The 18495-nt window shown below is 68.8% G+C and carries 19 protein-coding genes; 6 read left to right on the top strand and 13 right to left on the bottom strand.

Features of this window, described 5'->3' with window-relative positions:
* Nucleotides 1-29: 29 nt before the first annotated feature.
* Nucleotides 30-470 carry a VOC family protein gene (locus WBG06_RS14920; RefSeq protein WP_336737624.1) on the top strand — a complete coding sequence of 147 codons (441 nt, stop codon included), beginning with the start codon at nucleotides 30-32 and terminating at the stop codon, nucleotides 468-470.
* Between the two features lie 212 nt (nucleotides 471-682).
* The gene (locus WBG06_RS14915) at nucleotides 683-1552 is read left to right on the top strand and encodes a DMT family transporter (protein WP_336737623.1); all 870 of its coding nucleotides are present in this window, start codon (nucleotides 683-685) and stop codon (nucleotides 1550-1552) included.
* Nucleotides 1553-1622: 70 nt separating this feature from the next.
* Here the strand turns inward: WBG06_RS14915 and prcA are convergent, their stop codons facing one another.
* The 4 genes from prcA to dop all read right to left on the bottom strand — a co-directional run bounded on the left by prcA (nucleotide 1623) and on the right by dop (nucleotide 5134).
* Nucleotides 1623-2471 (bottom strand): proteasome subunit alpha, encoded by an 849-nt coding sequence (gene prcA, locus WBG06_RS14910; protein WP_336737622.1) that lies wholly within the window; start codon nucleotides 2469-2471, stop codon nucleotides 1623-1625.
* A 2-nt stretch (nucleotides 2472-2473) separates the two neighbouring features.
* A complete protein-coding gene (gene prcB, locus WBG06_RS14905) occupies nucleotides 2474-3304 on the bottom strand; it encodes a proteasome subunit beta (RefSeq protein ID WP_336737621.1) in 831 nt (276 codons plus the stop codon).
* 3 nt (nucleotides 3305-3307) lie between these two features.
* Entirely contained in the window at nucleotides 3308-3505 is a 198-nt protein-coding gene (locus WBG06_RS14900; protein ID WP_008356645.1) for a ubiquitin-like protein Pup, read from the bottom strand.
* Nucleotides 3506-3622: 117 nt separating this feature from the next.
* Nucleotides 3623-5134 carry a depupylase/deamidase Dop gene (gene dop / locus WBG06_RS14895; protein WP_336737620.1) on the bottom strand — a complete coding sequence of 504 codons (1512 nt, stop codon included), beginning with the start codon at nucleotides 5132-5134 and terminating at the stop codon, nucleotides 3623-3625.
* Between the two features lie 186 nt (nucleotides 5135-5320).
* On the opposite strand from dop, the gene WBG06_RS14890 reads away from it, so the two are divergent.
* From WBG06_RS14890 to WBG06_RS14875, 4 genes are all read left to right on the top strand, one after another.
* Nucleotides 5321-7267 (top strand): DUF2207 domain-containing protein, encoded by a 1947-nt coding sequence (locus WBG06_RS14890; RefSeq protein ID WP_336737619.1) that lies wholly within the window; start codon nucleotides 5321-5323, stop codon nucleotides 7265-7267.
* Nucleotides 7268-7276: 9 nt separating this feature from the next.
* Nucleotides 7277-7903, top strand: coding sequence for a GNAT family N-acetyltransferase (locus tag WBG06_RS14885; protein ID WP_336737617.1), 627 nt, complete (start codon nucleotides 7277-7279; stop codon nucleotides 7901-7903).
* A gap of 27 nt (nucleotides 7904-7930) precedes the next feature.
* Nucleotides 7931-8530, top strand: a complete 600-nt coding sequence (locus WBG06_RS14880) for a class I SAM-dependent methyltransferase (protein WP_336737616.1) — start codon at nucleotides 7931-7933, stop codon at nucleotides 8528-8530.
* A 136-nt stretch (nucleotides 8531-8666) separates the two neighbouring features.
* Complete coding sequence (locus tag WBG06_RS14875; RefSeq protein ID WP_336737615.1) at nucleotides 8667-8918, top strand: hypothetical protein; 252 nt, start codon at nucleotides 8667-8669, stop codon at nucleotides 8916-8918.
* Nucleotides 8919-9037: 119 nt separating this feature from the next.
* Here the strand turns inward: WBG06_RS14875 and WBG06_RS14870 are convergent, their stop codons facing one another.
* The 9 genes from WBG06_RS14870 to WBG06_RS14830 all read right to left on the bottom strand — a co-directional run bounded on the left by WBG06_RS14870 (nucleotide 9038) and on the right by WBG06_RS14830 (nucleotide 18459).
* Nucleotides 9038-9379: a hypothetical protein gene (locus tag WBG06_RS14870; RefSeq protein ID WP_336737614.1), complete on the bottom strand. Its 342-nt coding sequence runs from the start codon at nucleotides 9377-9379 to the stop codon at nucleotides 9038-9040.
* A gap of 62 nt (nucleotides 9380-9441) precedes the next feature.
* On the bottom strand, nucleotides 9442-11688 hold the full coding sequence (locus WBG06_RS14865; RefSeq protein WP_336737613.1) for a hypothetical protein: 2247 nt from the start codon (nucleotides 11686-11688) through the stop codon (nucleotides 9442-9444).
* An 88-nt stretch (nucleotides 11689-11776) separates the two neighbouring features.
* The gene (locus WBG06_RS14860) at nucleotides 11777-12763 is read right to left on the bottom strand and encodes a quinone oxidoreductase family protein (RefSeq protein WP_336737612.1); all 987 of its coding nucleotides are present in this window, start codon (nucleotides 12761-12763) and stop codon (nucleotides 11777-11779) included.
* 226 nt (nucleotides 12764-12989) lie between these two features.
* A complete protein-coding gene (locus WBG06_RS14855; RefSeq protein ID WP_336737611.1) occupies nucleotides 12990-14354 on the bottom strand; it encodes an MFS transporter in 1365 nt (454 codons plus the stop codon).
* Between the two features lie 175 nt (nucleotides 14355-14529).
* Entirely contained in the window at nucleotides 14530-15483 is a 954-nt protein-coding gene (locus tag WBG06_RS14850; RefSeq protein WP_336737610.1) for a PDR/VanB family oxidoreductase, read from the bottom strand.
* 23 nt (nucleotides 15484-15506) lie between these two features.
* Complete coding sequence (locus WBG06_RS14845; RefSeq protein WP_336737609.1) at nucleotides 15507-16265, bottom strand: SDR family NAD(P)-dependent oxidoreductase; 759 nt, start codon at nucleotides 16263-16265, stop codon at nucleotides 15507-15509.
* A complete protein-coding gene (locus WBG06_RS14840) occupies nucleotides 16262-16780 on the bottom strand; it encodes an aromatic-ring-hydroxylating dioxygenase subunit beta (RefSeq protein ID WP_336737608.1) in 519 nt (172 codons plus the stop codon). The genes WBG06_RS14845 and WBG06_RS14840 overlap by 4 nt, the downstream gene beginning before the upstream one ends.
* The gene (locus WBG06_RS14835) at nucleotides 16773-18071 is read right to left on the bottom strand and encodes an aromatic ring-hydroxylating oxygenase subunit alpha (RefSeq protein ID WP_336737607.1); all 1299 of its coding nucleotides are present in this window, start codon (nucleotides 18069-18071) and stop codon (nucleotides 16773-16775) included. The genes WBG06_RS14840 and WBG06_RS14835 overlap by 8 nt, the downstream gene beginning before the upstream one ends.
* Nucleotide 18072: 1 nt before the next feature.
* A complete protein-coding gene (locus WBG06_RS14830) occupies nucleotides 18073-18459 on the bottom strand; it encodes a hypothetical protein (RefSeq protein ID WP_336737606.1) in 387 nt (128 codons plus the stop codon).
* Between the last annotated feature and the right edge of the window lie 36 nt (nucleotides 18460-18495).

Here is an 18495-nt window from a genome sequence, read left to right as displayed (position 1 = left end):
CCGACGAGCAGCGTACGAGGATGGCAGTCATGACACAGCAGCTGAGGTTCGACCACATCGGCGTCACCGTCGCCGACATCGAGAGGGCCACGGAGTTCTTCGTCGGCCTGGGCCTGGAGATCGAGGGACGTACGTTCGTCGAGGGCGAGTTCCTCGACACCGTCTGCGGCCTTCCCGGAGCCCGCTGTGAGGTCGTGATGCTGCGCCCGCCCGGCGGCGGCACCGCCCTCGAGCTCGCCCGGTTCGTCCGCCCCGACCATGTGCCCGGCTCCCCCGAGGCGATGGCCAACGTCCTGGGTCTGCGCAACGTGTGCTTCGAGGTCGACGACCTCGACGCGGAGCTGGAGCGGCTGGCGGCCGACGGCTACGGGCTCGTCGGTGGTGTCGGGGTGTACGAGAACGTCGTGCGGATGGCGTACGTCCGCGGGCCCGAGGGCATCGTCGTCTCACTCACGGACCGGATCGGCTGAGCCGGACGGCGCTCCCCTGAAATCGGGCTGTCACGGCTTCGGAGCCGTGGCACACTTCGGGTCATGACCTCGAAGCACCTCGGCCTGCTTCCGCCGCCGGTCGCCTGACCGGAGCGGCCTCGCCGATCTGACGCTGACAGCGCGGATCGGCACTCCTTGGCGTGCTCCAGACGCTGCCACCTTCCGTCTTGTCCAACCTGGAGCACTCTTCGATGTCCTCGTTCTCCGCCCGTCTCGGGCTCGTTCAGATCTGCCTCGCCGGGGTCCTGTGGGGCACCGGCGGCCTCGTCCTCCAGATCGTCCGTGCGATCACGCCGATGTCGGTGCTGACGGTGAGCGCCTACCGCATGCTGATCGCTGCGGTCGTGCTGCTCGCCGTCCTCGCCGCCATCGGTCGCCTGCGCGACCTGCACCTGGACCTGCGCACGGTGGTCGTCGGTGTCGCGACCGGCCTCTACCAGGCGCTCTACTTCGCCTCGGTGGTCGCCGTCGGCGTGACCGTGTCCACTGTCGTCAGCCTCGGGATCGCGCCGGCGATCCTGCTGGCGGGCGAGGCCGTCGCGGCACGACAGCGGCCGACCCGCCGGCAGCTCATCGTGCTCGCGACGGCGCTGACCGGGCTGGTCCTCGCCTCCGTGTACGCCGGCAGCGGGGCCGGCGGCGACCGCCCGGTGGCCGGTGTGCTGCTCGCGATCGCGTCCGGATCCGCGTACGCACTCACCACCGCGGTCGGGCGCCCGCTCGCTCAGCGGCGCAGCCCGCTGCTGGTGACCGCCGGGGCCACCGGCGTCGGTGCCTTCGTCCTCAGTCCGTTGGCGCTGCTCGGCGGTGGGCCGTTCGTCTCGTCCTCGCCGGCGGTGTGGGCGTTGCTGGTCTATCTGGGCGTGGCGACGATGGCGCTGGCCTACGGATTGCTCTATGCCGGGCTACGCACGACGCGCAGCAGCGCGGCCACGGTGGCCAGCCTGATGGAGCCGGTCGCCGCCGCGATCGCCGCCGCGGCGATCCTCGGTGAGCGCCTCGCCGGGCCCGCGGTCGCCGGGGTGGTGCTGATCCTGGTCGCCATCGCCGGTCTCACCTAGATCGCGCAGTGCGCGAAACCGGGGAGTCTCGGGCGCACCACGTGCGCCCGAGACTCCCCGGTTTCTGGGCTCAGTCGAGCGGCGGGGCGATCGGCGGCTCACCGTCGTCGTCCGCAGGCGGGGCCAGAGGGGCCTCGTCGGCGGGCTTGTCGGCGGGCTTGTCGGCAGGCTTCTCAGCGGGCGTCTCAGCAGGCGCCTCGATCGAGGCCGGCGCGGCTGCCGTGGCCGATCCGAGGATCTCCACGAGCGTCGCCGGCCGGATCCTGCGGAACTTGCGCGGCTGGGTGCGGTTGCGGTCGAGGACCGCGACCTCGAGGTCCTTCGCGGCGATCTCGCGGTCATCGGTGTCGGTGTGTCCCAGCGCCGCGACAGCTAGCCGGATGGCGTCCTCGAGCGAGGCACCCTTCGTGTAACGCTCCTTGAGGTAGCCCCCGACCGACTCGGCCGCGCCGCCGATGGCCGCGAAACCGTGCTCGTCGACGACCTGCCCGTCGTAGGTCAGCCGGTAGAGCTGGTCGTCCTCGGCGGAGTCACCGATCTCGCCGACGAACAGCTCGACCTCGTAGGGCTTCTCGCCCCCGGAGGAGAAGATCGTGCCGAGGGTCTGGGCGTAGGCGTTGGCGAGTCCGCGCCCGGTGACGTCGCGCCGGTCGTAGGCATAGCCGCGCATGTCGGCCAGCCGCACCCCGGCGATGCGGAGGTTCTCGAACTCGTTGTAGCGACCGACCGCCGCGAAGGCGATCCGGTCGTAGATCTCGCTGACCTTGTGCAGCGCCGCCGAAGGGTTCTCGGAGGCGAACACGATGCCGTCCGCGTATTGCAGCGAGACCAGGGCGCGACCCCGGGAGATGCCCTTGCGCGCGAAGTCCGCGCGGTCACGCATCAGCTGCTCAGGGCTCACATAGAAGGGAGTGCTCATGCTCAGGCCTCCAGCTCGGCGATGGGGCCGTCGGGCCGCTGGAGCCTCCCGGCGATGACGTTCTCGGCCACCGTCGCGACCTCGGCGTCGGGCAGCGTGCGGCCGCCGTCGGCGGTGATCACGTGGACCAGCGGGAACAGCCTGCGGGACAGATCCGGGCCGCCGGTGGCCGAGTCGTCGTCGGCCGCGTCGTAGAGGGCCTGGATCAGGACCGCGACCAGGCTGGCCTCGTCGAGGTCGGGTCGGTAGAGCTTCTTCAGCGAGCCCTTGGCGAACAGCGACCCGGAGCCGACCCCGGTGTATCCGGTCTGCTCGTAGCGGCCGCCGGTCGGGTCGTAGCCATAGATCTTCCCTTCCCCGGCCTCTGGGTCGAAGCCGACGAAGAGGGGCACGACCACCAGGCCCTGCATGGCCATCGGCAGGTTGCCCCGGACGAGCGCGGAGAGCCGGCTGGCCTTGCCCTCGATCGAGAGCGTGGTGCCCTCGATCTTCTCGTAGTGCTCGAGCTCGGTCTGGAAGAGCTTGACCAGCTCGACCGCGAGCCCCGCGGAGCCGGCGATGCCGACCGCGGAGTATTCGTCGGAGGGGAAGACCTTGCGCATGTCACGCTCGGCGATCAGGTTGCCCTGGGTCGCCCGCCGGTCACCGGCGATGATCACGCCACCGGGGAAGGTGGCCGCGACGATCGTGGTGCCGTGCGGGGCGATGTCGCTCAGATTGCCCGCGACGGCGTCGCGTCGCGGGAGCAGCTCCGGGGACTGGGCCGTCAGGAAATCGGCAAAGGACGAGGTGCCCGGCGTCATGTAGGCGGCCGGGATACGGGACTCCGACATCTACTACTGCCCGCCCTTCTGGATGAAGGACTTCACGAAGTCCTCGGCGTTGGTCTCCAGGACGTCGTCGATCTCGTCCAGGATGTCGTCGACGTCGGAGTCAAGCGCTTCCTTGCGCTCGTTCACATCGGTCTCGGGCGCGGTCTCGACGGACTCCTCCGTCTCGGAGGACTTCTTCGGCTGCTTCTGCTCCTGTGCCATGTCATCAACCTATCCACTCGCACCGACAAACCTGAGGAAACAATGCCCGATTTCGCTACGGGAGGAAGCAGAAGTCGTACGTTGGGCCGCGATGTGGCACGAGTCGCGTCCGATGGTTCAGGAGCCGGTCAGCCGGTTGAACAGATCGACGGCGGTCTCGGAGGAGTCGAGCAGGCCACCGACGTGCTTCTTGGTGCCGCGCAACGGGTCGATGGTCGGCACCCGCTGCAGCGACTCGCGACCGGGCAGGTCGAAGATGACCGAGTCCCAGCTGGCCGCGGCGACGCTCTCGGAGTATTTCTCCAGGCAGCGGCCGCGGAAGTAGGCCCGGGTGTCGGTCGGCGGCTCGTGCATCGCCTTCTCCACCAGGTCGTCGGTGAGCAGGCGCTCGATCCGGCCGGAACGGACCAGGCGCTGGTAGAGGCCCTTCTCCGGGCGGATGTCGGCGTACTGCAGGTCGATCAGGTGGAGCTTGGGGTCGTCCCACTCCAGGCCGTCGCGGTCGCGGTAGCCGAGCAGGAGCTTGTATTTCGCCACCCAGTCGAGCTCGGACGCGCACTCCATCGGGTCGCGCTCGAGGCGGTCGAGCACCGACTCCCAGCGCTCCAGCACGTCCTTGGTCTGGTAGTCCGCGTCGGATCCGTAGCGCTCCTCGACGAACTTCTTGGCCAGGTCCAGGTATTCCATCTGCAGTTGGACGCCGGTCAGCTTGCGACCGTCCTTGAGCGTGATCAGGGTCTTCAGGGTCGGGTCGTGGGAGACCGCCCGCAGGGCCGAGACCGGGCCGTCGACGCTGAGGTCGCGGGTGATGTAGCCGTCCTCGATCATGGCGAGCACCAGCGACGTACTCCCGACCTTGAGGTAGGTCGAGACCTCGGCAAGGTTGGCGTCACCGAGGATCACGTGGAGACGGCGGTATTTCTCCGGGTCCGCGTGCGGCTCGTCACGGGTGTTGATGATCGGCCGCTTGAGCGTGGTCTCCAGACCGACCTCGACCTCGAAGAAGTCGGCGCGCTGGGAGATCTGGAAGCCGTGCTTGGGGCGCTCCTGGCCGATCCCGACGCGCCCGGCGCCGGCGAAGACCTGCCGGGAGACGAAGAACGGGGTCAGGTGCTTGACGATGTCGGCGAAGGCGGTGCTCCGGCGCATGAGGTAGTTCTCGTGCGCGCCGTAGGAGACGCCCTTGTTGTCGGTGTTGTTCTTGTAGAGGTGGATCTGCGGGTTGCCCGGCAGCCGCGCGGCCGCCCGGGAGGCATCGAGCATCACCTGCTCACCGGCCTTGTCCCAGCGCACCGCGTCGAGCGGGTTGGTGACCTCCGGGCAGGAGAACTCCGGGTGAGCGTGGTCGACGTAGAGCCTGGCGCCGTTGGTGAGGATGACGTTGGCCAGGCCCAGGTCCTCGTCGGTCAGCTGGCTCGGGTCGGCCACCTGGCGCGACATGTCGAAGCCGCGCGCGTCGCGCAGCGGCGACTCCTCCTCGAAGTCCCAGCGCGCCCTTCTCGCCTTCAGGGTCGAGGATGCGTACGCATTGACGACCTGGCTCGAGGCCACCATCGGGTTGGCCTGAGGCTGTCCGGCCACGGAGATTCCGTATTCGACCTCGGTCCCCATCACCCGTCGTACGCTCATACCGCCGCCTCCGTCTGAACCCGCAAATTGTACGGAAGCGGCGGCATGAGGTTGATTGTCGCTCGCTGACGCTCGCTCATGTCTGCAAGGCTACCGGCCACGTGCACGAAGGCACGTGAGCATCCATTCGCCACGCTGAGGTCGGCGAATCTGTTCGACTGGACGGAACCAGGAGGATCCTCGCAGGTGAGACGCTATGCCTGGTGGTACGGCGCCGGAACGCTCGTGCTCGCATTGCTGGTGCTGTGGCCGCTCGCGGCGGCCCAGATCTGGGCCCGCACCGAGGAGACCGTCGCCGAGCCGACCACGATCACCGACTACCGCGCGGAGTTCGATGTCGGTGAGGACGGCTCGATGGAGGTCACCGAGACGATCACCGTCGACTTCCCGGCCGAGGGTAGCCACGGGATCTTCCGATTCTTCGACTCCGCCGACCCCAACGCGCCGAAGCTGCGTCGGGTGCCGATCCTCGAGGACGTCACCGTCGACCCGGACCTCACCGACGCGGAGCGGTTCGAGCTGGCCCGGAGCTCCTTCTCCGAGGGCTACTTCGACGAGGAGATCCTCCCCCGCCTCGTCGAGGAGCACGGCGAGGCCGAGGGCCGGCGCCGGGCGTTGGACTACTACGGCGACCCCTACGGCGACACCACGACCACGAAGGAGGGATGGGCAGACCGGTTCACCAACGTCCGGATCGGCAGCGAGTCGAAGGAGGTCCCCGTCGGTGAGCACGTCTACGTGATCACCTACACGATGAGCTCGGTGCTCCTGCCCGACGGCGACGGTTCGCGGTTCTACTGGAACCTGGTCCCCTCCGGCTGGCGCCAGCCCATCGAGCGGGCCGATCTGACGGTCACCCTGCCGGCGGCGGCCGAGGACGTACGCTGCGCCGTCGGCCGCGGAGCCTCCTCCGGATGCGCGAGCGCCGAGGGCGAGGGCACCACCACCGTCCGCGTCACCGCCCGCGACCTGGCTCCGGGCACGCCGGTGACCCTCCACACCGCGATGGACGTCGCCGCGCCCTCGTCCGAGTGGGCCGAGCTGCCGTGGTCCCAGTCGTGGGACCCGGTCATGGGCACCGACACCGGACACCTGGGCGTGCTCATCGGACTGGTGATCGCCGGCATGATCCCGGCCGGGTACGCCCTGGCGCGGACCTGGGACCCGCTGCCACGCGCCGAGCCCCGGGCGACACCGCCGGCCGGGGTCGGGCCGGCGCAGGCGGCGTACGTCGTCTCGAAGGCGGTCCGGTCGAGGCAGCTCGCGGCGACGATCCTCTATGCGGCCTCTCGTGGCGCCCTCGGCATCCGGTCGACGCAGAACGGCTGGCGGGTCTCGCTCGACGGCCCCAGGACTCCCTGGGACGAGCTCGACGACGTGAGCGCGATCGCCCGCGATCTCGGTGGCGTCGCGATCGGGGCGAAGAAGAGCTCTTCCGCGGCCAAGAGGTCCGCGCGGCGGCTCCACCGCACCCGGGTGACCTATGCGAAGAAGGTCCGGGCATGGGCCATCGACGAGGGACTCCTGGAGCAGCGTACGAACCGGGTCGGGTGGATCGTCGCCTTCGGCCTCTGCGCACTCGCCGCCGTGGTCCTCGCGATCGTACGTCCCGGCGGCACCACCCTGTGGGCGCTCGTCCCCGGGGTGTTCGCGGTGCTCGTCGGTCCGCTCCTGGCGGCCGGGTCCGACCTGGTGCGCACCCCCGCCGGGCGTGACCTGGCGACCGAGGCCGCCGGGTTCCGATCGACGCTCAGCTCGCGCAAGGGCGACTTCGCCGGCGATCAAGCGACGTACGACTCCTACCTGCCCTGGGCGGTGGCGCTCGGCTGTGCGGACGAGTGGGCGCGCCGCCTCCGGGTCGCCGGCTCGCCACCTGCTGCCCCCAGCTATCTGCCTCACGACCAGCACTCCCGCTACCGCGCCGTGACGGCGACCGGCACCGCCGGCCTCGTCGCCGAGATCACCGGCGACTTCGAGCGGTCGGTCGACTCCGCGATCCGCTCCTACTCGGTCTCGACCAGCGGCGGTACGTCCTCCGGGGGCGGGTTCTCGTCCTCCGGCGGAGGTGGCGGAGGCGGCGGCGACTTCGGTGGCGGTGGAGGCGGAGGAGACGGCGGAGGCGGGTCATGGTGAGGTTGGGTCATGGGCACTCCTGAGATCCGGCGGGCCACCGCCGACGACCTCGACGACATCTACTCGATCTGCCTGCTGACCGGGGCATCGGGCGAGGACGCCACCGAGTTCTACGACGACCCCCGGCTGCCCGGCGACGTCTACGCCGCTCCCTACGTCGTGCTGCGGCTCGGCCTCGGTTTCGTCGCGGTCGACGACGAGGGTGTGATCGGCTACGTCGTCGGCACCCCGTTCACCCGCTCCTTCGAGAAGGAGTGTGAGGAGGACTGGTGGCCGGCGTTGCGCGTGGTCAACCCCGACCCGGGTCCCGACCACGACCGCAACGACTGGAACGCACGCCTGCGTTCCTTGATCCATCGGCCGGTGCGCACGCCGGGCGAGCTGTTGAGCGACTTCCCCGCCCACCTGCACATCAACCTCCTCCCCCGCGCGCAGGGTCAAGGCGTCGGCAAGGAGCTGATCGGCATGATGCTCGGGGCGTTCCACGTCGCGGGCGTACGCGGCGCCCACCTCGGCGTGAGCACGGCCAACACCCGCGCGATCGGGTTCTACCGGCGCCTGGGGTTCCAGACGATCACCGAGACCGAGGACACGCTGCTCCTCGGGGTCCAGTGGACCGGCGAGATGGAGGACTGATCCGCCATGGGCTGGTGGGAAGCACGCGTGGTGCCTCGCATCGTGGACCGCACCTGCGGGATCGCTGAGCTCGAGCCGCTCCGCGCGAATGCCTGTGACGGCCTACGCGGCCGGGTCGTCGAGATCGGCTTCGGCAGCGGGAGCAACATCGGCCTGTACCCGGCCGACGTCACCGAGATCGTCGCCGTCGAACCCTCCGACGTCGCCTGGGAGCTCTCCGCCTCGCGCCGGTCGCGCTCCTCGGTCCCGGTGAGCCGCGTCGGCCTCGACGGCGCCCGGCTCCCCCTCGCCGACGCCTCGGTCGACAGCGCCCTGGTCACCTTCTCGCTGTGCACGATCCCCGACGTCACCGGCGCGTTGGCCGAGCTGCGCCGCGTCCTGCGCCCAGGCGGTGCGGTCGGGTTCGCCGAGCACGGCCTCTCCCCCGACCCCTCCGTCGCCCGCTGGCAGCACCGCCTCGACGGCCTCCAGCAGCGCCTCTTCGGCGGCTGCCACCTCACCCGCGACATCCCGGAACTCCTGGCCGAACAGGGATTTCAGGTCGAGCTCCTCCAGCAGGGCTACCTTCCCGGCCCGGCCCCCTCCAAGCCGTGGGGATACGTGTCCGCGGGGCGCGCTTCGGCGTGACACGGCGCACATTCGCGTCACTTTGACGATACCCAGCCGCAGCCGTCAAGATTTCTACCAAGCGAATCTTCGCCGCAACTCGGGACCAGCGAACCCGGGCCACCGCATGCACGTTTGAGAAAGCCTTCGCACCCTCGTGACCGATCTCTGGTCCTATGCCTTGACCCTTCTCGGAGTCGCCGGAACGGCGCTCGTCGGCAGGAAGGTCTGGTGGGCGCAGCACTTCCTGCTCATCACCCAGATCCCCTGGACCGCCTTCGCCCTCGTCACAGGGCAGTTCGGCTTCCTGCTCGGCGTGGTCCTCAACTCCGCCATCTACGTGACCAGCGCACGTGAGTGGCAGCAGCAGCGACCTCAGCGCGCCCCGGCTCCCACCACGGCGCCCTGAGGGCCGCTCGGTCGGGCTGTCTGTTCGTCAAGGTATGCAGACGGACTGGCACTTCCCTAGCGGAGTTCCGCACGGGAAGTGCCATGTTTCCTGCATACCTCGACGAACAGACCCTCGCCTCAGCGCTTGCGTGTACGCAGCGCGTGGGCGACGTTGACGCCGACGAGCCCCACCCAGGAGACCACCAGCGCACCGAGGTTGTCGGTGACCCCCAGCGTGATGCTGATCGGGATCCCGGCGACGGCCGATCCGGCGCCGAGGACGAACTGGAAGACCGAGGTGCGTGACTCGTTGCGCTCGGCGAGCGTACGGGCCGCGGCGGTGGCGCCGACCCGGTCCTGGACGGTCTTCTCGATGCGGTCGGCGAAGCCGGCCACGAGCTCGGCGTCGAACGCGTCCCCCAGCTCATGACGGGTCTCCAACCCCGCCTCGATGTCCTTGCGCCCCATGTCCTCTGCCACGCATCTGACGATAGCGCCGTGGCGGTCGGCCGTCCGGGGTTATCGCGATCGCGATACGACACTCACCGGGTGTCCAGGGCCTCGAGCCCCCACGCCGCACGGAACTCGTCGATCAGCTCCATCGCCAGATCGGGATGAACCGCCATCGACTGCCGGGCCCGCGCAAGGGTGGGCAACAGCTTCTCGTACTCCTCCGTCTCCTTCTCCAGCGCCTCGACATCGAGGATCTCCAGAACGCTCTCGCAGTAGCACAGGTAGCTCGCGACCTGGCTCGCGAAGGTGCCGCCACCCTCGATCCCGCGTATCGCCGCCGCACGGTCGACCAGCTCCGTCGCCGACAGGAGCCTCCCGTCTCGTGCCACTCGCCGGATCTCTCGGATGACGTGCAGGATCGCCGGCTCGGGCATGGCCTCGGCGGGTGCGGCGGTGGCGTCGTACGCTTGCAGCTTTCCGCCGCAGGTGCGCTCGAAGGCGGTGAGGCGCTGTGCCAGGTCTTGGGCTACCAGCCGCTGAGCAACGGTGTGGAGACGCGCCCCGGGGTTCTCCCGTGCCACGGCGTTGAGGTGGGCGCCGACCCTGGCGACGTCGCGCGGCAGGCCTCCGGACAGCAGATAGACGAGCCACACGAACGGCTTGCTGAGCCACACCATGTCCATGCGTTCGAGGATCCTGCGGGTGTCGGAGATCGAGAGGTAGTCGATCCGGAAGACATGCTTGAACGCACTGTCGAAGGCATCGCGCATCGGCAACCCTCGCAGCTCGAAGCTGTTCAGGGCGTCCTCGGACACCGACACGATCACCTGCGTGCCCGGGGCGCCGAAGATGCTCTTGATCTCGTTGACGAACTGCTGCGCATCCACGACCGTCTCGATCTTGTCGAGCTCGTCGATCGTGATCACCACACCCGGATCGAGTGGCGGGACCCGGTAGGTCTGGCCGGCTGTCGAGGGCTCGTCCTCGATCCCGCCGATCAGGTCGGCGAGTCTCCACAACACACCCGATGCGATCATCCTCAGGCTCGGTTCGGAGTGGACGACGCTCCCGCTCATGCGTAGATCTTCCTCGTGGACTTCCCAGAGGAATCTCCTCAGCTCACCCACCAGCTCAGGCGGCGTCCATTCCCTGGTCGCCCGTTCGACCGACCGGTTGGCGACGAGCTTGACGCCGGCGACGCCGACCTCGCCGTTCATCCCGGCTGTTGCCGTCTGGATCGTACGAATCGTCTCAATGTGCCGACGGGCGGTCTTGACCAGCACGGGCACATCCCGACGCGTGACCAGAACCCAGCGCAGCGACCGCCTCACGGCGACGGCAAGACAGAACGCCGCCACGACGACCAGCAACGACACCGGGTCCAGACCCGGTGCCTCGAGCAGAGGGTCGCCCTTGGGCTGCCACATCCAGTGCCACCATGCCGCGAGGTCACCGGACATCTCCCGGATCGGTGCACCGGGTCCGGTTTTCCACCCCCGGGCGAGCGCGTACGCGACGGCGTACGCGAAGACTCCCAGGACGGCGTACGGCACGACACGTCCGAACGGGAACGCGATCCGGATCCGGGGGAAGTCGTTACTGAACGCTGGGTACCTGTAGCCGACCACCGCCCGGCAGACCTCCGCGAACAGGTGGAGGAGGAACGCCTGGGTCTCGTACTTGACGGGCGCGCTGACGTTCACCCGGACCCGATCGGACCTCGGCGGGAGCGACGGGTCCGGACGGTTCTCAAGGATCGTGGACTTCCCGCATCCTCGCGGTCCGGCCAGGCCGATCGTGGCGTACGGGTGGTCATCGCAGAACTCACGGAATGCACGGACGGAGCCCAACCGGGCGACGCCCTCGGGTTCCGTCATCGAGATCACGTCGTGAGCGGAGGCCGACGAGAGCTCCAGCCTGTCGCCGTCATCGTCGTACCACTCACCGATCAGCTCGTAGATCTCGTCCTCGACCCGCAGGAGAAGTCGGCGCACCCAGGCCGAGTATCGCTGGTTGAGCTTCCTGATATCGGCCGCTGCTTCGATTCTGAGGTCCACGGGCAGATCCAGCCCAGGCTCACGCTTCCCTGCCAGCGGATCCTCTCCATACGTCGTCACGAAATCGAAGTGAACGGGGACGTAGGCGTCGATCTCCGGGGCCGTCGCGGTGATCATCCGCGCCGCGTCATCGTTCATCCTGTCGATGATCCAGGCACGAAGGTCCTGCGCGATCGAGGCGCTTCGCACGGCCTCGTCGACGGCAGCCTCGAGCTCACGCTCGATCATCCGCTCCGCGATCTGCTGACGTCCTACCGCCCGTGCGGTCTCATCAGTCACGACGCAGACTCTAGTGGCGCCCAGGTGCGCTGCAGGGCTCTGTTCGTCGACGTGGCGACGTTCTACGGCCTGCGTCCACGCTGCTCCTTCATTCCGGCATGACCACCACGACGTTGCCCACCTTCCGGCCGGTCTCCACATAGGCGTACGCCGCCTGGAGCTCGGCGAAGGCGAAGGTGCGATCGATCACCGGTCGGAAGCCACCCTCGGCCATGAGGCGGGCAAGGTGTGCGGCCACGGCCGCGTCGGCATGCGGGAACGGGAAACGTACGCGGCGCCGGCCCAGCATGCCGGCCACCGGGGCGGCCGCGGCCAGGGCCAGATGCTGCCCCGCCCGGCCCAGCTCGGAGGAGATGAAGGTGCCGCCGGGCCGGAGCAGCCCTCGTGCCGCGCCGAAGGAGAGATGACCCGTGGCTGCAACCACCGCATCGAAGCCACCGCCCAGCTCATCCAGACTCCCACCTGCCGACAGGTCCACGACCCGGTCGGCGCCGAGCTCGCCCAGCAGTCCGGCGTGCTGGGACGGGAGCCGGTCGGCGACCGCTGTCACCCCCACCCCTGCGGAGTGGAGCAGCTGCACCAGCGCCGACCCGATAGCACCCGTGGCGCCGTGGACGAGCACCCGATCACCTGCGCGCGCCCCGCTCACCCGCGCACAGGCCTGCGCATAGTGCGCTTTCTCCATCCCCGGTGCGGCCTCGGCCAGATCCCACCTCTCGGGCACCCGGGCCACCAAGCCGTCCACACCGACGACGACCTGCTCGGCATGTGCGCCCGGCCGCCCGTCGACGAACCCGAAGACCCGGTCGCCGATCGCGTAGGACGAGGCCCCCTCCCCCACGTCGGTGACCACGCCGGCGAACTCCGAACCCAGGATCTGCACGCGCGGCCGCGGCAGCCCGCAATAGACCCGGTTGATCCACGGACGCCCCGAACGATAGGCGCAGTCGGTGCGGTTCACGGTGGTCGCCCGCACCCGCACCACGATCTCGCCCGGCCCCGCGACCGGGTCGGGAACCTCCTCGAACCGGACCACGTCAGGACCGCCGTACGTCGTTCGGACCGCCGCTCGCATGCACCCATGATGGCGCAATCCGGCACCGCGCTCGGCGCCATCGACCTTGGGGCGGTCCGCCGATCCGTCCGTGACCAGACAAGGTCACGGACGGATGATCGGGTGCTCTGGTCACCGGTTCTGACCCTTCGACAGGCTCAGGAAACCGCCTTGCTCGACGAGCCCCAGCCGCCTGAGCGTGTATACGTACGCAACACGTGTGCGTCAGGCCGATTGTCGACCAGACTCAACTGAACCGGGTCCGGAGCTTGGCTCGGGCCAATGCTCGAGGCGCGGTCTCCGGGAGCAGCCAGAGGCAGAGCAGCGAGAGTCCGCACATGGCGGCCAGGTAGTAGCCGACGTACGTCGGCTCGCCGGTGCTCGCGATGATCCGGTTGGCGATCAGCGGTGAGATGCCGCCACCCAGCACCGCGCCGACGTGGAAGGAGACACCCATCCCCGACTGGCGCTGGTCACGCGGGAAGAGCTCGGTGAAGAAGGTGTACATAGGCCCGAACAGGATTCCGGTCGTCGTGAACCCGATCAGCATCGCGGTGGCCACGCCGGCGACGCTGCCCGTCTCGGCGAGGTGGAAGATCACCAAGGCGGATGCGATCGAGCAGATCGCACCGGCCATCATCACCGGTCGACGACCGAGCCGGTCAGCGGCCCAAGCGGAGAAGACGTTTGCGACCGCGTGCATCACCAGCGCGGCGATGCTGGCATTCACGACAGGCTGCCGCGGCAGGCCAAGGCCCTCGGGGGCGGCGGCGGTGGCGTAGGACAGCATGAAGGTAGCCAGGGCGAACGTGCTCGCGTTCAAGCCGATGTTGACGCCGGCGGCGAGTACGACGCGGCGCCAGTTGGTCTTGAGAACGGCGAAGACCGGGAGCTGTTTCTGTTTCAGCGTCTCGCCCTCCTCACGCATCATCTGCTGGAAGACCGGGCTCTCCGAGACTCCGTGGCGGATCCAGATGCCGAGGAACAGCACCACACCACCGATGAGGAAGGGGATCCTCCAGCCCCAGCTCTCGACGCTGGCAGCAGGGAGGAGCAACACCGCCGCGAAGGCGAGGTTGGCCAGGATGGATCCGATCGGGGACCCGAGCGCCACGAAGACGCCATACCGGGCCCGCTTGTCATCGGGGGCATGCTCGATCGCGAGCACGGCCGCACCGCCGGTCTCCCCGCCCCGACACAGGCCGTGCACCATGCGGAGCAGCACCAGCATGATCGGCGCGGCGACTCCGATCTGGGCGTAGGTCGGGAGCATGCCCATCAGCATCGTGGCGACGCCCATGCCGACGAACGTCATCAGTAGTGCGGTCTTGCGGCCGTACCGGTCACCGACCCAACCGAAGAGCACCGCACCGACCGGTGCCATCAGAAAGCCGATGGCGAACGTCGCCAAGCCCATGAAGGTGCTGAACCAGGGGTCGTTGGTCCGGAAGAAGGTGTCGGTGAAGACGAGCGCGGTCGCCGTCCCGTAGATGGCGAAGTCGTAGAACTCGAGGGAGGTCCCGACGCCGCTGGCGAAGGCGAGCCGGGCGACGCCGCTGCGGGTGGAGGTCAGATCCGATGTGTCGGTGTCGACGCGGGATGTCGTGGTCATGACTGTCCTGTCGTTAGGGCGCGAGGGGCAGATCCTTCCCCGACCGCACCACATCGTGCGTCGGCGGACCGTCTCCGACCCTCGCAAGGGGTGGTTCCACGCTAGGAACGATGGCGCCGGGGCTCCATTGGCATTGACCGCAGCCCATTGAGGGTTTCCCCTACCGGCGCCGGCGTCAATAGAGCTCGATGACGAGCTTCGGGCTCTTCGCCCGCGAGACGCACAGCGCCATCTGGTCGCCGGCGTCCTTGTCGGCCGCGGAGAGGCAGTTGTCCCGGTGGTCGGGAACACCGTCGAGGACCCCGGAGACGCACGAACCGCAGATGCCCTCCTCGCACGATTTGAAGACGTCGACCCCGTTGTCGGTCAGCACCGACAGGATCGAGCGGTCGGCGGGGATCTCGAAGGACTCCCCGGTGTCGAGCTCGACGGTGAACGAGCCGTCCTCGGAGGTGTCGATCTCGGCAGCCTCGAAGTGCTCGACGTGTACGTTGCGCTCACCGATCACGGGTGCCGCGACCGCGGTCACCTGCTCCATGAACCCGGCCGGTCCGCACGTGTAGACGTGGCTGCTCGTGGTCGCCGTCTCGAGTGCGTCGCGCACCAGCGGGCCCTGGTCGGCGCGGGGCACGCCCATGTGGATCGTGACGCGGTCAGCGAAGTCGGCACCCTCGAGCAGGTCCAGGAAAGCGGCATACTCCCGCGTGCGAACGAAGTAGATGAGCTGGAACTCCTGGCCATGCTCGTGCAGCTCGTAGGCAAGGCTCAGCATCGGGGTGATCCCGATGCCACCGGCGACGAGCAGGTGACGGTCGGCACCGTCGACGACGGAGACCAGGTTGCGCGGTTGACCGACGGCGAGGACATCACCCTCGCCGACCTGATGCAGCGCCGCGCTGCCGCCGCGGGAGTCGGGCTCGAGCTTGACCGCGATCAGCTGCGACTCGCTCTCGGACGGCGGGCTGCACAGCGAGTACTGCCGCAGCACGCCGGTCGGCCCGAGGACGTCGACGTGCGCTCCGGCTCGGTAGGGCTCGAACGGCCGACCGTCCTCACGGACGAGCCGCAGCGTACGGATGTTCGGGGTCTCGACCCCGATCTGGGTGACACGGACCTTGATGTCGGTCATCGATCTGCTCCTCTGGGTGGTGATCAGCGCACGTAGAGGCCACCGTTGGCGTCCCAGCACGCTCCGGTCACCGAGGCCGCGCCCGGCGAGGCCAGCAGCGCGACGATCTCGGCGATGAACTCGGGGCTGCCGAGACTGCCCACGGGGATGCTCTCCACGAACCGGTCGACGTTGTCCTCGCCGACGATGCGGCGTACGACGGGGAGGTCGAGCGGCCCCGGCGAGACCGCGTTGACCGTCACCCCGGCGCTAGCGAGCTCCCGTGCGAACACCTTCGTCGCCGCGAGCACTGCGCCCTTGGAGGAGGCGTAGTGCCCGCCGGTCGCGGTGCCGCCGTTCTGCCCCGCGAGGGAGGCAAGGTTCACGATCCGGCCGTAGCCGGCCGCAGCCATGTGCCGCCCGAAGACCTGGCAGGTGACGAACGTGCCACCGATGTTGACCGCCAGCACCGATGCGAGCTCCTCGGACGAGATCTCCAGCAGCGGGGTCGCCTGCGTGCGGGCGGCGTTGTTCACCAGGACCTGCACGCCGTCCCAGGTCTCCAGCAATGCGGCCATCAGGTTCTCGATCGCGCCCCGGTCTGTGACATCGAGCTCGTACGCACGAGCGGTCACGCCGCTGGCATCCAGCTCGATGGCGAGCGCCGCAGCGGCGGCCCCGTCGATGTCCACGACCGCGACGCGATGCCCGATCCCGTGCAGGTGGGCGGCGATCACCGCACCGAGGCCGTTGCCGGCACCGGTCACGACCGCTACCGGCCGTTCCTCGGGTCTCGGTGTCACAGCAGGAACCCGGCAGCCGGGACGGCCGCCTCGCTGTCGACCAGGCGCACGACCTTGAGCGCGATCAGATCCTCGGCCGGGGTCGCGCCCAGCCGGATCCGATACTCCACGTCACCGGCCCACAGGTCGTGCCGTCCGCGCTTGTACGCCACCAGCACCTGCGAGGCACGCAGCACGACCTCGGCGTCGGAGACCTCGACGGGTACGAACCGGGAGACCGTGCGGGCGGTCGTCGCCGAGTCGACAGCGGCGATGGCGTGCCCTTCGGTCATCCGGGTCACGCGCATCCCGCGCATCCGAGCATCGTCGTAGACCATGTTGAGCGTGTTGTCGAAGTCGGTCGTCGTCGGATCGATCGGAATGACGTAGAGCCCGTCCTCGGCATAGAGCGCGTTCCACGCCTCGTACTCCTTGCGGTCGAGCAGGTCGGCTTCGCGCCAAGTCAGCTCGATCCCGCGCAGCACGCGGGGGTCCGTCAGGGACGGGGTGGCGGTTTCGGTGAGGGTCTCAGTCATCGCTCATCATCTGCTTCCACTGGGCGTACGCAGCGCGCATCCCGGTCTCGTCGGTGACATGTGAGGTCGGCCAGCCCTCGGGGCTCGGCTTCTCCCGGGCCGTGCCACGGTTGACCAGGATCGGCATCTCGGGCGCACCCTGCGCGCCCCGCTGGACGCGGTCCCAGCCCTCGGCGTCATCGGGGGTGCCGAAGCCGAACGGTCCCTGGAAGTGCTCGTGCACCCGCAGGCGGGCACGGTTCACCGGGCCGACGACCTCGTCGGGGCCGTCGGGGCCGATCGCGACGTGCTCGATGACCGTCTTGTCGACCGAGATCGGCCGCAGGACCCGGAAGAACGCCGCGGACATGGAGACGTTCGGGAAGAGGTTGAGGTTGAACCCGGTGCCGTGCATCGCCAGGATCACCTTGCGGATCGCCGAGTCGGACAGGTTGGCCGCACGCAGGTCGTCGATCAGGTCGTCGAACCGGTCCTGGAGCTTCTCGGTGCCGTCGTCGGCATCCAGGTCGGAGTGCTCGGGCACCATCTGGGCGACGCTGTGGCCGTTGCCGAGGTCGTGGGTGGTCGCCTCGGGGTCGGTCATGAACGACATCATGTCGGCGGTCTCGGCGTCGACCGACGCCATCCAAGAGCGGTGCACGATCGGGAAGTGGTAGCCGTCGGTGGTGTTCTCCAGCTGGATCTTCCAGTTGCCGCCGAAGGTGAACTGGTGAGTGCCGAGCACCTTGATCGGGTAGCCGCCACCCTGCTTCATGAAGCGGTCGATCCACAGCTTCACATCACCGAGGAACTCCTCGAGCGGCTCGATGTCCTCGTCGAGGGTGGCGAAGACCATTCCTCCGTAGGACTCGGTGCGCAGCCTCTTGAGGGAGAGCTCGCTCTTGTCGATGACACCCTCGTAGCCCTCGGGATAGGGGATGCCGCGCAGCTTGCCGTCGAGGCTGTAGGACCAGGCGTGGTAGGGGCAGGTGAAGCCGTTGGCCTCGCCGGTCCGCTTCTCGCACAGGCTCGCCCCGCGGTGCCGGCAGCGGTTGACGAGGGTGTGGATCGCGCCCTTGCGGTCGCGCGAGACGATGACCGGTTGCCGGCCGACGTACGTCGACTTGAAGCTTCCGGGCTTGGGTAGCTCACTCTCGTGGGCGACCCAGATCCAGGTGTGCTCGAAGATCCGGGTCATCTCCTGCTCGAAGATCTCGGGGTCGGTGTACATCCGCCCGGCAACCCGGTCACCCTGGACCAGGTCGGCCGGGGCGAGGTCGTACACGTTCGATGCGGTGATCTCGATGGTCATCTCAGTTCGCCTCCGCAGGCTCGTACGAGCGAGGGGTCAGGGCTCTGCCCATCCGCGCCTCGACCTTGGCGTATTTCCACAGCTTGAAGTCGCTCGCGCCCACCGCGGTGGTGCGGAACAGGTTGCAGGCGGCCTTGACGGTCTCCTGGGTGTCGACGTCGGCCAGCAGGTAGCAGGTCCACGGCCAGGAGTCGGAGGGGCCGACCAGGTGCGAGTCGTCGTCGATGTCGCCGATGAAGTCGACGCCGGGCAGCGCCTTGATGCCGTCCATCATCTCGACGAATGCGCTCCACACATCGCCGGCGGTGACGCCGTCGCGGGGCAGGTCGAAGAAGTTCTGGTTGATGCCGATGCAGAACAGGACGCGGAGTGGTGTCGGATCACTCATCGGATCTCCTTGGGCTCGTGGAATGGCATGGATCCG

Origin of the sequence: Nocardioides sp. CCNWLW239 (genome assembly GCF_037137035.1) — a bacterium.
Taxonomy (GTDB): domain Bacteria; phylum Actinomycetota; class Actinomycetes; order Propionibacteriales; family Nocardioidaceae; genus Nocardioides.
Note: the sequence above shows the minus strand (reverse complement) of the source record. Positions and strands in the feature narration are given on the sequence as shown.